12 protein-coding genes are annotated in these 15,678 nt (G+C 42.2%); 3 read left to right on the top strand and 9 right to left on the bottom strand.

The window, feature by feature from the left end; genetic code table 11:
• Positions 1 to 13: 13 nt before the first annotated feature.
• The 8 genes from MHH60_RS27010 to MHH60_RS26975 form a co-directional block, all read right to left on the bottom strand.
• A complete protein-coding gene (locus MHH60_RS27010) occupies positions 14 to 772 on the bottom strand; it encodes an outer membrane protein assembly factor BamB family protein (RefSeq protein WP_076135591.1) in 759 nt (252 codons plus the stop codon).
• Positions 717 to 1,004 (bottom strand): hypothetical protein, encoded by a 288-nt coding sequence (locus MHH60_RS27005; RefSeq protein ID WP_143766704.1) that lies wholly within the window; start codon positions 1,002 to 1,004, stop codon positions 717 to 719. The genes MHH60_RS27010 and MHH60_RS27005 overlap by 56 nt, the downstream gene beginning before the upstream one ends.
• Before the next feature lie 696 nt (positions 1,005 to 1,700).
• Positions 1,701 to 2,684, bottom strand: a complete 984-nt coding sequence (locus tag MHH60_RS27000) for an ROK family protein (protein WP_076135589.1) — start codon at positions 2,682 to 2,684, stop codon at positions 1,701 to 1,703.
• Between the two features lie 16 nt (positions 2,685 to 2,700).
• The gene (locus MHH60_RS26995) at positions 2,701 to 3,387 is read right to left on the bottom strand and encodes an N-acetylmannosamine-6-phosphate 2-epimerase (protein ID WP_076135587.1); all 687 of its coding nucleotides are present in this window, start codon (positions 3,385 to 3,387) and stop codon (positions 2,701 to 2,703) included.
• 8 nt (positions 3,388 to 3,395) lie between these two features.
• A complete protein-coding gene (locus tag MHH60_RS26990) occupies positions 3,396 to 4,313 on the bottom strand; it encodes a dihydrodipicolinate synthase family protein (RefSeq protein ID WP_076135585.1) in 918 nt (305 codons plus the stop codon).
• Positions 4,314 to 4,370: 57 nt separating this feature from the next.
• Complete coding sequence (locus MHH60_RS26985) at positions 4,371 to 5,258, bottom strand: carbohydrate ABC transporter permease (protein ID WP_076101717.1); 888 nt, start codon at positions 5,256 to 5,258, stop codon at positions 4,371 to 4,373.
• A 12-nt stretch (positions 5,259 to 5,270) separates the two neighbouring features.
• On the bottom strand, positions 5,271 to 6,167 hold the full coding sequence (locus MHH60_RS26980) for a carbohydrate ABC transporter permease (RefSeq protein ID WP_428323518.1): 897 nt from the start codon (positions 6,165 to 6,167) through the stop codon (positions 5,271 to 5,273).
• A gap of 81 nt (positions 6,168 to 6,248) precedes the next feature.
• A complete protein-coding gene (locus MHH60_RS26975) occupies positions 6,249 to 7,640 on the bottom strand; it encodes an ABC transporter substrate-binding protein (RefSeq protein ID WP_076135584.1) in 1,392 nt (463 codons plus the stop codon).
• A gap of 262 nt (positions 7,641 to 7,902) precedes the next feature.
• On the opposite strand from MHH60_RS26975, the gene MHH60_RS26970 reads away from it, so the two are divergent.
• Together MHH60_RS26970 and MHH60_RS26965 are read left to right on the top strand one after the other, a co-directional pair.
• Positions 7,903 to 9,531, top strand: a complete 1,629-nt coding sequence (locus tag MHH60_RS26970; protein ID WP_076135582.1) for a response regulator transcription factor — start codon at positions 7,903 to 7,905, stop codon at positions 9,529 to 9,531.
• A 5-nt stretch (positions 9,532 to 9,536) separates the two neighbouring features.
• Positions 9,537 to 11,342 carry a cache domain-containing sensor histidine kinase gene (locus tag MHH60_RS26965; RefSeq protein WP_076135580.1) on the top strand — a complete coding sequence of 602 codons (1,806 nt, stop codon included), beginning with the start codon at positions 9,537 to 9,539 and terminating at the stop codon, positions 11,340 to 11,342.
• Positions 11,343 to 11,344: 2 nt separating this feature from the next.
• On the opposite strand, the gene MHH60_RS26960 is transcribed toward MHH60_RS26965, so the two are convergent.
• The gene (locus MHH60_RS26960) at positions 11,345 to 12,916 is read right to left on the bottom strand and encodes an ABC-F family ATP-binding cassette domain-containing protein (protein WP_076135578.1); all 1,572 of its coding nucleotides are present in this window, start codon (positions 12,914 to 12,916) and stop codon (positions 11,345 to 11,347) included.
• A 167-nt stretch (positions 12,917 to 13,083) separates the two neighbouring features.
• Between MHH60_RS26960 and MHH60_RS26955 the strand changes: the two genes are divergently transcribed.
• Positions 13,084 to 15,321 (top strand): pectate lyase family protein, encoded by a 2,238-nt coding sequence (locus tag MHH60_RS26955; protein ID WP_256715128.1) that lies wholly within the window; start codon positions 13,084 to 13,086, stop codon positions 15,319 to 15,321.
• The last annotated feature ends 357 nt before the right edge of the window (positions 15,322 to 15,678 follow it).

The raw sequence follows: 15,678 nt of genomic DNA, 5'->3' as shown, positions 1-15,678 counted from the left end.
AACCACCTACTATTTAAAATTTTTCAGGTTGTAACCGCACGAGTTCCCATTTAGGCTCCATCTTAGCCGTCCAATAGGAAGACAGGACGTAAATCACTTCATCATTTGCCAAAATCACCGAATGAATGGAACCTTTGATTGCGGTCTCCGCTAAATGCACTCCTTTTTGGGAAAAAATATCAACAACGGAGTAGCTTTCAATCGAGTTATCCATTAAGCGACTTTGAATAACGTTGCCGCATCGGCCGAGAATTGGTTGAGTTATTGCAAAACCTTTAGTTTCCGCTTTCCATAGCTGTTCACCGTCTCGCGTTAAACAAATAAATTCCCCGCCGGTCAAATTTACGTATAAATTACCGTCTGCGCCCAGGGAAGGGCTGGTGTCAACGTAACTTTCCTCCGGTTGGTATATCCATTTCACTTCGCCATCCGGAGCAATGGCATATAACTGGCTAGAAAGACACCAATACATAACCCCATCCTGATCTATGACAGGGGGACGGTGCCCTTCTCCTTGACCCATCCGTTTCTCCCACAACAACTCTCCATCAGGACTAAAAGCATAAAGTTTGGAATTCACATTTTGACCAACATATATGATTCCTTCACGGGAAATAACCGGATCGCACCAAAATATGGACGAGCACTTGTAAACCCATCTTATGGTTCCATCCGCGTCAAAAGCATAGAGTCTCCCAATAATTTGTGACTCATCTTCATATGTACATAGGTAAATATGGTTTGCCGTATTGATGATTAAGCTCGAAATCACCCTGCCCCACAGCTAGAATGGCTCTCCCTTGTTCATCCACTGTAAACGAGCTTAATCCATATGAAAAATCCGGCCGCCCCGAGTCAACAACTCGCTTCAAAACTGAAAGTGATGTTGGAGCTCTGAATCGGGATTGTCTGGTCCAATTCGCCTCAATGGGATGAATAGCTAATGAACGATAGCTGACTTGTTGAAAACCGCCTATTCCTTCGTTGTTATTGTAATCGACCATAATTTTCCCATCCTTTGTTATATAAGTTAAGGGATACAAACTGGAAAATTTGTATCCCTTAAGCCTAATTAAAATCTTAACTAGGCTGGTTTGGTCAAATAAGTTATCCGAGACGGACCAGTTAAGGTCGAATTTCCCCGAGTCTTTGGACACATTGAATTCGTCGTAGCGATATCGTGTGATATACTCACATTAATGAATCACCATCATAAATTCAACGTAAAAAGCGAAAAACTGCTTCCTATAACATGGGTTAGTTGTGTTGATGGTTGAACGAAGGGTTCATTCGGCATTGGGTACCGGGGTGGGCTATAACTAATAAAAGAAACCACATGGAGTATTATTCACATGTGGTTCTAACTTAATTATTTAAAAAATTAATCAATCCCAAAACACTAATCAATCTTCAATGGCTCAATTACACCGGATCGCTGGGGAATCTGAGAAATAGAATAAATGTATTCTATACAGTTATTTCGTAGGCGAATGCAATCATTTTGACTTTAGCTGCATTTTATACAACTAAAAACACGAGAAGCCACCACTAAGGCTGTAAATCAAGAAAATAGCTGTACAAAATACACTTATACCCATCGGCTGGAGGGATTCGAGAAATATAGTTGTACGATGTACAATTAAATGCTTCTACGTATTGCTCCCCGTGACTCGCTATACAGATAGATGGTGAATAGCCCCTTATAACTCTGCTCTCTTTACTTTATTGGGACTATACTCCCACACTTGCAGCCCCGCTCCGATCATTCCACATAAATTACCATGATAAGCCGCTTCAATACGAACATTTTCCAGCATAGATGGCATTACTCTGCCCCTTACTTCTCTTCTAATACCTTCAAATAAAAGTTCGCCTGCTTCAGCAACTCCACCGCCAATGACGATGACTTTAGGGTTAAAAATATGGATTAATGAAGCGATCGCGGATCCGAGCGCAGCAATCGTGTCTTCCATTAACTCTGTAGCCAGAGAGTCACCCGCCCTCCATCTCGCTAACACTTCCCGTGAGTCTACGTTCTCTGGAGACTGGTTATGTAATAAAAGCTTGTCGCGCATGCGACGTGCGATGCTTGTGCCTGAAGCATACTGCTCCAAGCAGCCTGTTCCACCACAAACGCATGCAGGTCCTTTGAAATCTACGGACATATGGCCTAACTCTCCAGCCCCACCCCAAGAACCATGAACAAGATGGCCGTCTACGACTATCGCTCCACCCACGCCCGTACCAAGGGCAAGACAGATAAAGTCTTTTACCTCTTTGCCTGAGCCTAAATATTTCTCTGTTAATGCTAATACATTCACGTCATTATCAACGATTACCGGAAGTTGAAACTGTGTCTGAAGTAAATCCTTCAAAGCTGTGCCAGCATAGCCAGGGATAAGCTCCGAAGCGGAGCGGACACGCCCCGCCTCCAAATCCATTTGCCCTGCTGATCCTACGCCAATTCCTTGGAGTTGAATTCCCGCTTGTTGTGCTGTTATTTCATCCATTAATGTCCGAATTGCTAGTATAATGCGATCCATTGTTTTCCTCTGTCCAGCCAATGTGCTTAAGCTTACAGTATGTAAAACGTCCCCTTGTGAAGAGACGAGTCCGGCATTAATTTTCGTGCCGCCAATATCTACTCCAATCGCATATTCTATATGAGGATCATACCCTTCCATCACGGACTCACCTCCGTCAGTCATTGACATTGCTCACGGCCTTAACATATCTCGAAGTAATTAATTGTGGCCTAGTAATTGCACTTCCTACAACAACATATGATGCCCCTGCATTCTTAGCTTTTGCTGCGTCTTCCGGTGTCCATATCCGTCCTTCCGCAACAACAGGAATGTTCACAGATCCGCTTAATTGTTGAATTAAGACAAGGTCCGGTCCTTCCTGCTGTGTACTGTATGGGGTGTAGCCTGAAAGCGTGGTACCAATGAAATCCACACCTAATTTCTCGGCGGCAAGCCCTTCCTCAAATGTCGAAATATCCGCCATAACAAGCACACCTCTCAGATGTGCATATTCTATTAATGGCTTTACTGACTCTAAGCGTTCTTCCCGATTCGTTACATCAAGCGCAATAATCTCTGCTTTTGCAGAAACAATCGCCTTCACTTCATCTAAGGTTGGTGTTATAAATATGGCTGATCCGGGTATATCCCGTTTAATAAGTCCAATGACCGGTACATTTACTTCTTTTTTGATAGCTACAATATCTGGAACACCATTTGTCCGGATTCCTATAGCTCCTGATTGAACCGCTGCTCTTGCCATTTTAGCCATTGTATCCCCACCATGAAGCGGCTCATGCTCAAGTGCCTGACAGGAAACAATCAGACCTTTCACCGGAAAGATATCACTTATTCGAGTCATTATTAACCCTATCCCTTCGCTTCAAGAATATAGTCTAATATTCTATTGTTCAGAGCTTCTACCCGCTCCTGATCGGAATCCTTAACCGGTAAAAGTGGCATCCTTGGCTGACCTGTTTCAAATCCACGCACACTAAGGATCGCTTTACACGCACCATATAATGAAGGAAAGGATAGCAATTCAACAATGAGCTCATTGATGATGAACTGCCATTTCTGCGCCTCAGCCATCTCTCCTTGCACATAACATTGTTCCACTTTTAGGAATAACTCGGGCATCACCCCATAAGTTCCACCAATCCCGCCATCTGCCCCAATACTGCGGCCCGCCAAATACTGCTCATCAGGTCCATTTAAGACTAGAAAACCCTTCCCGCCTGCGGCTTTAAATTGCTGAAGCTCAAACGTGCTCTCCGCCGATATTTTCACCCCGATTACTTTATCCTGAGCTGCCATCTTAATCAGCAAGCTTTTCGATAATTGAAAGCCTGTAGTTTGCGGGATGTGATAGATAATAAATGGAAGCGCCGTACTATCAATAATCGCCTGCCAATGACTTTCAACACTGTCCGGTGACAGACGATAATAAATCGCTGGAACAGCCGATACTGCGTTTGCGCCAACTTTCTCAGCATGGATAGCTAGTTCAACACTGTCTCTTGTAGATGGAGCACCCACGTGAGCAATGATTGTAAGCTCTTTTCCAACCTCTGCTATAACTGCCTCGAGCATTTGTTTGCGTTCTTCTACAGATTGCAGCATACCTTCGCCAGAGCTTCCGCCAACATAAAGACCTTTTACTCCGGTAGTAGCATAATGACGAGCTAATTTCCGGGCTGCTTCTTTATCGATTTCCCCCTCAGCATCATAACTGGAATACATAGCGATAATAATGCCTTTAAAGGATTCAAGCTCATATGATTTCATAAATTACAGCCTCCGTCGTTTAATTCATACTACTAATTTACGTTGTTATAAGAATATTTAGCCTTTTACAGCCCCCATAGTAATCCCTTGGGTAAAGGCTTTTTGGAACATTAGAAAAATTGCAATCATAGGAATAGAGGCTAACGCAGCACCCGCCATAAGCAGTCCATAGTTTGTTGTAAATTCACCCCGAAGAGTCGCTACCCCAAGTGGTAATGTCATCATTGAAGTCGATCTGGTCATGATCAGCTGACTGAAATAATCATTCCAAGAAGTGATGAAGGTAAAGATTGCCAGTGCCCCTATTGCAGGCTTTAACAAAGGTAAAATGATGGTGCCGAACAAACGAATTTCAGAGCTGCCATCTATTTTGGCTGCTTCAATTAATTCTCCTGGAATGGTCTGCGCGAACTGCTTCATTAGGAAGACTCCAAATGGCCAGCCAATCGCTGGTAAAATAAGCCCTTTATACGTATTGACCCAACCAAAATCTGCAAGCATCGTAAACAGCGGGACAAGAATAACTTGCTTAGGCAATGCCATTGCGGCAACAAACATCGTAAAAATAATCCCTCGGCCAGGAAAAGACTTTTTGGCAAGCACATATCCAGCACAGGAAGAAACGATACAAATCGCTGCCATTTCACAAAAAGCAATGATGAAGCTGTTAAACATCCAGCGCTCAACGGGATTCTTAAATAACTCGGTCCAGTTCTGCAGAGTCGGCTTAGCCGGAAACCATTCCGGGGGGATCGTTGTTGCTACAGTCTGAAGCTTAAATGCCCCTGAAACCACCCAATAAAAAGGGAAGATAAAAAACAACGTTGCCAGAATCAACAGGATAGTGGCTAATATTTTTGGAATCGTCAATTCTTTTTTCCATCTGCTTACTTTCTTAGATTGGCCAATAGGTGCTCTCAGTTCTAACGGATTCGTAGAATTCATGATGTCCCCTCCTTAATACTCAACATCACTGCCAAAGTATTTAAATTGAATGATAGAAATGATCCCGATCACAATCGCAAGGATGACACCCATCGCCGAGGCATATCCAAAATGACCGAGCATAAAGGCTTGTTCGTAAACGCCATACATTACAGTCGATGTGCTATACACAGGTCCACCCGAGGTGAGCAGCTGAATTAGCGCAAAACATTGAAAGGTGTTGATCGTGGTAATCACGATAATATATAAGTTCGTTGGCATTAGCATGGGCCATAATATTTTTCGGAAAATCTGCCAAGGCGTCGCCCGATCAATCTCAGCGGCTTCTATGTAAGAAGTAGGAATGTTCCCAATAGATGCCACATATAAAATGATCGGCTGCCCTACAGAGGTCGTTATCAGAACCACGATAATTGCAAGCAGTGCAGTCCTCGTATCTCCTAACCAGGATATAGGCTCCATTCCCAAAAAGCTGGTTAAATAATTTAGAATCCCATAGTTCGGATGATAAATCCAGCCCCAAACGACTGTAATGCTTACGACCGAGGATACAGCCGGCAAATAGAACACTCCGCGGAAAAATGATCTGGCAAACTCTTTTTTCTTATAAATATTCATAGAGATAAATAACGAGAAAATAATAACGATGGGTACGGTGATGAGTACAAGCAATAATGTATTTCCCATCGACTTCCTGAAATTATCATCTTTTATTAAGGAGATATAATTATCGAGGCCAATAAAGCTAAAATCTCTCAACGAATAATCGAAGAAACTAATATAGACCCCTTTCACCATCGGATAAGCTACAAAAAGCAGGAAAAACCCAAATGCCGGCACTAAAAAGAGATAACTCATCATCCAGTCGCGAATCACATAACCTTTTATTTTGCGAACCGTTGTCCCCACAGTCCTTCCCCATTTCTTCGATGATTTAAAAAGAAAAGAGTGCTTCCCGCACTCTATTCTTTTGGACACCATTCACTTTTTTTATTTCATTGCAGCCTTTGCTTTCGTAATCGCTTCGTTTGCTTTTGCAGCAAAGCTGTCCAAAGCTTCTTTACCGGTTGCGCCTCCAGTTAAAGCACGTTGTAATTCAGGGAACCAGAAAGTACGAATATCAGCATATCCATCGGCAATGGTAGGTGCATCTGTTGTGAATTTACGAGCATACTCAGCGTATTTGTACTCTGCATCATCATAGAGGCCTGTAATCGAATTACGAACAGACAGACCACCTGTTTGAATCAAGTTTTTCTTACCCCATACAGGATCATTAGCAATAAAATCAATCAGCTTCTTAGAAGCTGCAATCTTAGCTTCATCACCATTATTGAATACAGCCATACCACCGAGGTAAGGTTCAAGCTTAGGTTCCGATCCATCTAAAGTAGGGAAAGGAAGCAGAACATCTTCGAATTCAACCATTTTTTTAGATACGTTCTGAGCTTTAAGTACTGCAGAATAGTTGAGTGTAAAGGCTAATTTTCCTTGTAAAAATAAGTCGTTCACGTCAGCAGCCGCAAGGGAAGCCGCACCAGAAACGCTAAGTTTATCTTTTGTAGCTTGAACGATCCAATCCAACGCTTTCGCAGCATTATCAGTATTGATCGCGACTGCGGAATTATCTTCATTTAGAAATCTGGATACACCTAAGTTAGCAAGATACGCGCGAGTACCTTGATCTCCAGCCTGGCTCTTCGCGAAGAATCCTGTAGGGATAACATCAGGTGCTTTTTCTTTAACAGCTTCCAGCGCTTTCTTATATTCTTCAAACGTCCAAGTTCGGTCTTCCTTATCCAGAGGAAGCAAATCTAACGCGCCAATCTTCTCAAAAACGGTCTTGTTTACCGCCATCATAAAAGGAGCTGTATTGATCGGGTACATAAAGATCTCATCGCCAACACTTGACTGTTTCCAAAAGGCTTCCGAAATATCATTTTTCACTTCATCGGTCACCATATCATTAAGAGGTGCTAATAAGTCTTTTTTACCCCAGTCAATAATCCGTCCAGGAGCATCATAAATTACATCAGGTGCAGTATTCGAAGCAATCGCCACATTCAGTTTTTCAGGGCCGCCTTCAAAGGTGATCATTTCAAGGTTGACTTTAATTTCCGGATTCTTCTCATTAAAAGCTGCAATGATTTCCTTCTCGTATTTGCCAACTTCACCATCTAAAGCTTGAAAGCTCGGAAAATTCCACCATGTTATTTCTACTGGTTTAGCAGCAGTCTCAGTGGCCGCGGGCTCACTCTTATCAGTATTATTACTTGGTTCATTGGCGGAATTCGCTGTATTCGTATTTCCGCATGCAACTAACTGTGTACCTAAAAGTGCGACACCAACAATGCTCATTAGCCCTTTTTTCATTGCTCTCATGTGCTACCCCCTATTATTTTTGTGGAATAAAATGCTTTCTCATTCCTTGCGCTAATCATAAATCAATTATAAATTTAGGAGAATCCCACTCCTTTTACATTTAGGGTCGTATTCTGACCTATACCTTCTTTCAGCTCCTCTTCAATGTTATAATACATTACATATTTCACCTATAATTATTTTAATCTTAAGCTTATAACTTACATTTGATGGTATAGTTGATTAAAAATCCACTATAAATCTAGTCTTCCGGAGGGATTTCATGTACAAGCTTATGATTGTAGAGGATGAACCGTTAATACGGACGGGATTAAAACATTACTTTTCGTGGCAGGAGCTTGGTGTTCAGAGTATTGTTGAAGCGGAGAATGGAAAAGAAGGTGTCGCTACCGCACTACGTGAGCAACCAGATTTAGTGATCACTGATATTCGCATGCCCGAAATGGATGGTCTTCAGATGATAGAAGAGCTTCGCCAATTCCTTCCTGATACTTTGTTTATTATTTTGACAGGATTTAATGATTTCGAATACGCTCAACGAGCCATCAAACTTGGGAGTGTGCATGCTTTTTTGCTCAAACCTTTGGAATATGAAGAAAGCCTAACCGTGATTCAAGAGTGTATGAACAAGCTGCAACTTAAACAACAAGAACAAAGGAAACGTTCTACTCTGGAAGGCTCACAGCTTATAAAGCTACTACTCGAAGAAGAACAACCTGCAATTGACACTAATTTAATCGCTGAATTATGTAATTTTAAAAGTAAACATTATCTGTATCTCCCTTTTGTTTTGGCAGGTTTCCCTATCAGAGAAACACCTTCACCATCCACAAGGTGGATGCGAGAACTGGCGACTAAGTTCATACATCTTGCTACGGAGGCCTATCTCCCGGCAAGTCTGCCACGATCTATTTTTACATATGCTGCTAAATCCAAACTATACGGGCTAATAGTCATGGGATCACAGACTGCAACGTGCATTGTCCCTTTTGAGACCCAAGTACTTACTGAACTCGATCAGCATTTGAACAAGCTTACGTTAGAACATCATCTTGCCCTTTATCTTGCCATAGGTACATTGACGAACGAACTGCCTCAAATCACTTCATTACTTCACGAGTCTGAAAAGCTGTTATACCAACGCTTCTATCAAAGTGAACGCAATATATTCCATATTTCATCTATAAAGGCAGGCGCCATAGCTACTAAACCAACACTTATCCAACTAGATGACAACGATAAGAAACGAATAATCTCCTGCATCGAAAACGCCAATAAACAAGAGATCCTACAATTAATGCAACGATTGGCACAAGATATTTTGCATAAAACAGATGGCCATTCACCTGATCTATGGCTTGCGTATGTACAAGAAATCATAAGTGTCATTATCCGCTTTGCTAATAAAAACCACATTCATAGGGATGGTGTGTACAGCGATAAACTATTAAACCTTACTTTTGTTGAGGATTTTCACTCCCTTGAGGTCATGTTCGAGTGGCTGGGGAATTGGATGGTTCATCTGGGGAACATATATACCGAAGGTCTGACGGATAACCATCAGCAGGATGTGATTATCTTTGAACATATTAAATCCTTTATTAGAGCTAATATTGATCAAGATATTACTCTACAAATGGTAGCGGATCGCTTCTTCTATAACCCTTCTTATTTAAGCCGTCTGTTCAAAAGAAAACTCGATAAGAACTATATGCGATTTGTAACCGAAATCCGTATGGAATACGCGCAGGAATGCTTAAAAAAACCGGAAATTCTAGTGACCGATGTCTGCACAATGTGTGGTTATAAGAGCTATAAGCATTTCGTTAAAACGTTCCGGCTCTTCACCAACATGACCCCATCAGACTATAGAAAACAATCGGGGTGGTAAGCAAAATGATGCAAATAAACCAGCCAAAAAAACGCTATCGGATGCGGCATGTCAATCGGCAGATTTTTGTGCTGATGATCCTGACCATTACTATTCCTTTGCTAATTATATCAGCGATTATCTATATATTTTCAAATCAAGCCGTCAAAAATGAATATCAAAGCAGCTCTAATCTTATCCTTAATAATCTTTCTTTCAACATCGACCAGTACCTGCAAAGTATTGAAAAAGGGACCCTTAATGCCCAAGTAGATAGTCAATTACAAACCGCTCTCGAGCATTGGACTATCAACAAAGATAATATCGGGAATGATCTAAGTATTCAGTATGGAAACACGATTGAACAATTCATCAGCGGGATTGAAATGACGATTAAAAATGTCGACAGTGTGCAGATTTTCGCGGGGTCACGTGTATTCTATTCTGCCAATTTCAATCGTGCGGATTATGATGTGAAGGACTACACCCAAGAGGATTGGTATTTACAGACGCAGCAAAAAAAGGGGGGCGTAATCCTGTTTGGAAGTCACCTCCCCTTCTATCGCACCAATTCCAAACAATCCGTCATCTCCATCGCCAGAGTCATTAATAAAAAAGGAAGCAAGCAGCCCTTAGGTGTTATGTTAATCGATATCCGGCTGGATTCATTACGGGAAATCTTAAAGCTGTCCGAGAATAGCAAGCGGAAATTTATTATTTTAGACGATAAGGGGGGCAATGTTTACAGTTCAGATTCATTGGAGACGAGTCCTTTAGAGCCAGTCCCCATCGACAAACAGGCGCTTAACACTTTTATGAACAATGACGCCGGGAGCTTATATGGTACTTTTGATGACAAGGATTCGTACATTAATTTTGTTACTTCTCCTTACTCCAACTGGAAGGTCATTCAATATATTGATGAAAAAGAGATGACTAAGCAGGCTTCTTTTCTTGGCAAAATCATTTTAACTTTGGCGCTCTTATCGCTTGTTACTGCACTCTTATTTATGTATATCCTCTCGGAACGCGTAACCAAACCTATTATTCTGTTAAGCCGGAAGGTGAAGCTGGTGGGGATGGGGAATTTCGATGTGGATTTGTACAGTAATCGTCAAGATGAATTTGGGGTTCTATATAATGGAATTCGTAAGATGGTAAAAGATTTGCAAAACTATATTGAGCGATCTTCGATGGCCAAGGCTCAACAAAAAGTAGCCCAGTATGGTGCGCTCAAAAGCCAAATCAATCCGCATTTCCTGGCAAATGTCCTTGAATCTATTCAAATGAAAGCCATCATCAATGGGCAGAGAGAGATTGGCGAGATGGTGGGGATCGTCGGGAGATTGTTTCGGATTCATATCCAGACCGGGAAAATCACCGTTACCCTGCGCGAAGAACTTGAGCATGTCCGGCTATATGTGAAGATTCAGCAGTTGCGTTTTGGAGATAAATTACAGTACATGGAGCAGCTAGATCCGCAATGCGAGATCATTAAGGTCATGCACTTCTCCTTGCAGCCCATCGTAGAGAATGCTATCGTACATGGCCTAGAAAGTCGCAGTGAACCAGGTCTGCTTGAGGTATCCTCAGTGATATCGGGGGAGGATATGCTGATTATCGTTAAAGATAACGGCATTGGCATCGAGGAAGAGAAACTTAAACAGCTGCGTTTCCGTCTCTCTCAACCCTCAGATACCTTAGATGAAGAACATATTGGCATTAAAAATGTTCATGATCGCATTCAATTTCATTTTGGCGAAAAATATGGAATTGAAATTTCCAGTCACGTAGGTGAAGGAACGACAGTGATCATCCGACTTCCCGCGTAATCCTAGACATTTTGCTCAGTAATGCCTAATTCAGGTTCAAAGGTGAGCATTTTCGTCGCTATTTTATCAATAAAAAACCGATCATGACTAACTGTTACTACAGCGCCAGGAAAATGAATCAACGCCTGCTCCATCACCTGAATACTAGTTAAATCCAAATGGTTAGTGGGCTCATCTAAAATAATGACAGCAGCTCCGGAGAGAAGGCATTTCGCTAAAGCCACTCTGGCCTGCTGTCCACCTGAAAGGCTGCCAATCGTTTTACTCAGATCCATTTCCGAGAATTGCAGCATCGATAGAAATTTATTCACCTTTTTCCGCGGTGCGTCCAGTCCCAGTCCATAAACATTTACGGCATGGCTGACAGTATCTTTATGATCCAGCTCATCCCACATCCGATTAAAGTACGCATAACCGACCCCTCGTTCCCAAGTCACTTCCCCCGATTCCGGTGCTTCTTGTCCAGTCAGTACCTTGATGAGTGTCGACTTTCCGCTGCCGTTCGGACCCACGATAGCTATCCGGTCTTCCTTCTGAATATCGAAGCTAATGTTCTGGAAGATGGAGCGGCCATCATAACTTTGTCCAATCCGCTTCACTTCCCCCAGCTTGTCAGGAAAACGTAAATTGCTATAGATATCAGTGATTAATACGTTAACAGGATGAGGTTCCACTCGTTTTTTCATATCCGTTAGCTTACGCGAAAGACGATCCTTAGAGGACTTCTTACTACCGCGGTTTTCAATGGCCTCAGACTCCACAAGGAGAAGTTCTTCTTCCCACTCAAATTGCCGATCGAGCACTTTTTTGCGCATCTTCTTTTTACGAACGTAATCGGTATAATTCCCTTCATATTCCTGGAAATGATAGTTCTCGATTTCTATCGTCCGCGTGACCACTCTGTCAATAAATTGCCGATCATGAGAGACCAGAAGCATCGCCCCATTGAAACGGTGCAGCCACTGCTCCAACCATACGATCCCTTCCATATCCAAAAAATTAGTAGGCTCATCGAGCAATACAACATCGGGCCCTTCAATTAAGACTTTAGCCAGTGCCGCGCGGTTCCTCCAGCCTCCAGATAACTCCTCTACAGGTTGATGCCGCGATCTCTCATCGAATCCTAATTTACTCAGCACCGTATTGATTTCCACAGATACATTCCAGCCATCCAAATGCTCCATTTGTTCAAAAAGCTCAGCTTGGCGCTCTAAAAGTGCATTCATCTGGACATCATCCGACACCTGCCCAAGCTGTTCTCCTATTTGGTTAAGCTCCTGTTCAATGTTTGCTACCTCTTCGAAGCAAAGTTCTAGCTCTTGTTGTACAGACAAAGACCCGGAAAGCTCCGAAAATTGAGAGAAGTAGCTGATCTTCACATTGGGATCTAATTCTACTTTTCCTGCCGTTGGCTCCTCTTTTCCCATTATTAGCTTAAAAACAGTAGATTTACCTGCTCCATTTCGTCCGATTAAGCCAATACGTTCGCCCTTGCTCACACGAAAATAAATATCTCGAAAGATCAATGTATTCTCATATTTCTTAGTTACGTTCTCCATTCGGATTACGCTCAAGTCTATCACTCCTAGTTCGTATAGATCAGAATTCATCGTTGAATACCCAAAAAGCTATTATAGCACTAATTAAAAAAAGGACTTTATAATCATATTATTACTTATATTTATTTCCGATATATGTATTTATATTAATATAAATTTATAAATATATAAGGAGGATTACAATGAGTTTACTAAAATTAATCAAGAAAAATGTGAGTGTTACTATGTGCATAACCCTGCTCTTTTCTCTTTTTATTGTGTATCCGGCAAGTGCTTCTACCTTCTTCCAAGACCGCTTTGAAGAGGGCGATAATCTATGGACGTCCAATAGTGGGAATTGGACTATTGTTGAGGACGAAGGCAACAGCGTATATTACCAGTCTGCCACAAAAGAAGGACGTACTTCTGCAGGTGATCCAGCCTGGAGCGATTACACTGTGGAAGCGGATGTAAAAGTTGTTGATTTTAATGGCTCAAACAGAACTTATGTTGCAGGCAGATACATAGATGGAAATAATTTTTATGCAGCTTCTTTGTATAATAATAATGATGGCATGCTGGAAATCAGAAAGAAGGTTTCTGGATCTACTACAACTTTGTCCAGCAAACCTTACGCTCTGCAAACAGGAGTTTGGTATAATGTAAAACTCGAAATGAGCGGAAATACCATCAACTTGTATATAAATGATACGCTGGAGCTCTCAGCTTCCGATTCCAAATTAAAAAAAGGTGCAGCAGGGCTCGTTACCTTTAAAACAATTACGATGTTCGACAACGTGACCGTTTCTGACACCAATGGCACTACGCCGACACCAACACCTACTTCTACGCCGACACCTACTGCTACGCCATTAACGACTGCTTCACCAACGCCTACTGCTACGCCGATACCGACTGCTTCACCAACGCCTACTGCTACGCCGATACCTACTGCTACACCGACACCGACTGCTATACCGACACCGACTGTTACACCAACACCAACTGCTACACCGATACCTACTGCTACGCCGATACCTACTGCTACACCGATACCGACTGCTACACCGATACCTACTGTTTCACCCACGCCTACACCGGTTCAGGTTAGTGAATATGATTTGGCTGGGTTTGCCACAGGAACAACAGGTGGTGGAAATATCCAAGAAACCAGTCCACTCTATAAAAAGGTATATAGCGCAGCAGATCTTGCCACTGCACTGAGAAAAGGATCCAAAATAAAGGTTATTGAAATTATGAACGACTTGGATCTGGGATGGAATGAAATTTCTGATGCGGCAAAGATCTCCCCATTTAGCGCTCATAACAGTGCTTTAACACATCCCGTATTAATAGAGACTGGTGTCAGCAAATTGTCTATAGACAACTTCGACGGTTTGACCATTTTTTCAGCTAAGGGTGCAACCATTAAACATGCCGCTTTTACTTTTAAAAGAAGCTCTAACGTCATCATCCGCAACCTTGAATTTGATGAGCTTTGGGAATGGGATGAAGCAACCAAAGGAAATTACGATAAAAACGACTGGGACTACATCACCATTGAGAACAGCAACAACGTATGGATCGACCACTGCACCTTCAATAAATCTTATGACGGAGTTGTCGATGTTAAAAAAGGCAGTAACGGCGTCACCATTTCATGGTCATCCTTCTTAGGGGATGATAGAAACGCAAACAGCTGGGTTACTCAGCAAATTAATGCAATGGAAGCCGACAAGGCTGCCTATCCCATGTACGCTTATTTAAGAAGCAGCTCAGTTGGCCTAAGTAAAGACGACATCATTGCGATTGCCGCTAGTCAAAAAAAGGGCCATTTAATAGGCGCAACAGAATTTGCAGCTGATAATGCGCTTCTTTCTGTGACGCTCCATCACAACTACTATAAAGATATACAAGACCGCATGCCCCGCCTTCGTAGTGGTAATGCGCATGCCTATAACATTGTAATGGACAACGAAGATACCAGATTGGCTAAAAAACGTCTAACCTCCGCTATGGAAAAAGCGATCTCAAGCAAGGGGTATCATTTCGGGGTTACAAGTAACGGAGCCATCTCGACAGAAGGAGGAGCTGTATTACTTGAAAGTTCTGTAATCATTGATGTAGTGTATCCTCTTCGCAACAATCAAGCGGATGCAAGTAATAGCAAATATACAGGTGCAATCGCAGCTTTAGATACGATCTATTCACTAGATGGAGCAACGTTCAGAGGAGACAGTACAGCTAAGAACAGCCCTCTCTCCCCTGCACCCGCTGCCGTTAAAGCATTTGCATGGAACGGATTAACAACACTACCTTATAGCTACACTTCAGATGACCCAGCTAGTCTAAAATCTAGACTTACCTCTGTTGACGGCTCAGGGGCAGGCAAATTGTCCTGGTCAAACAAGGAATGGTTGATAACAAATTACAGCAACTAACTCGACTAATGCGACTAACTAATCACTGAACACGTACTCCCATAACTACAACGAGAAAAGTTACTAACTTAGTTGCCACATTAGCGCCACCTTTGCACCAAATTAGCACCATATTAGTGCTACTAGCGCCATATTAACGCCACATTAGCACCAAATTAGCAAACTTTTGTACCGCACTAACGCCACTTTTGTTCTGCCGAAATAGCTAAGACGCTCAGACGGTGATTTACAGTTTACTGTGCAGTATTTACGAGGTCAGACGGCGAGTTTACAGTTTCAGTGCAGTATTTACGAGGTCAGTCGACGATTTTACAGTTTACAGTGCAGTATTTACGAGGCCAGATGGTTCGGACTCAG

This window comes from Paenibacillus sp. FSL H7-0716, from assembly GCF_038002705.1.
Classification (GTDB): domain Bacteria; phylum Bacillota; class Bacilli; order Paenibacillales; family Paenibacillaceae; genus Paenibacillus_AQ; species Paenibacillus_AQ odorifer.
This window is presented reverse-complemented; position numbering and strand designations above follow the sequence as displayed.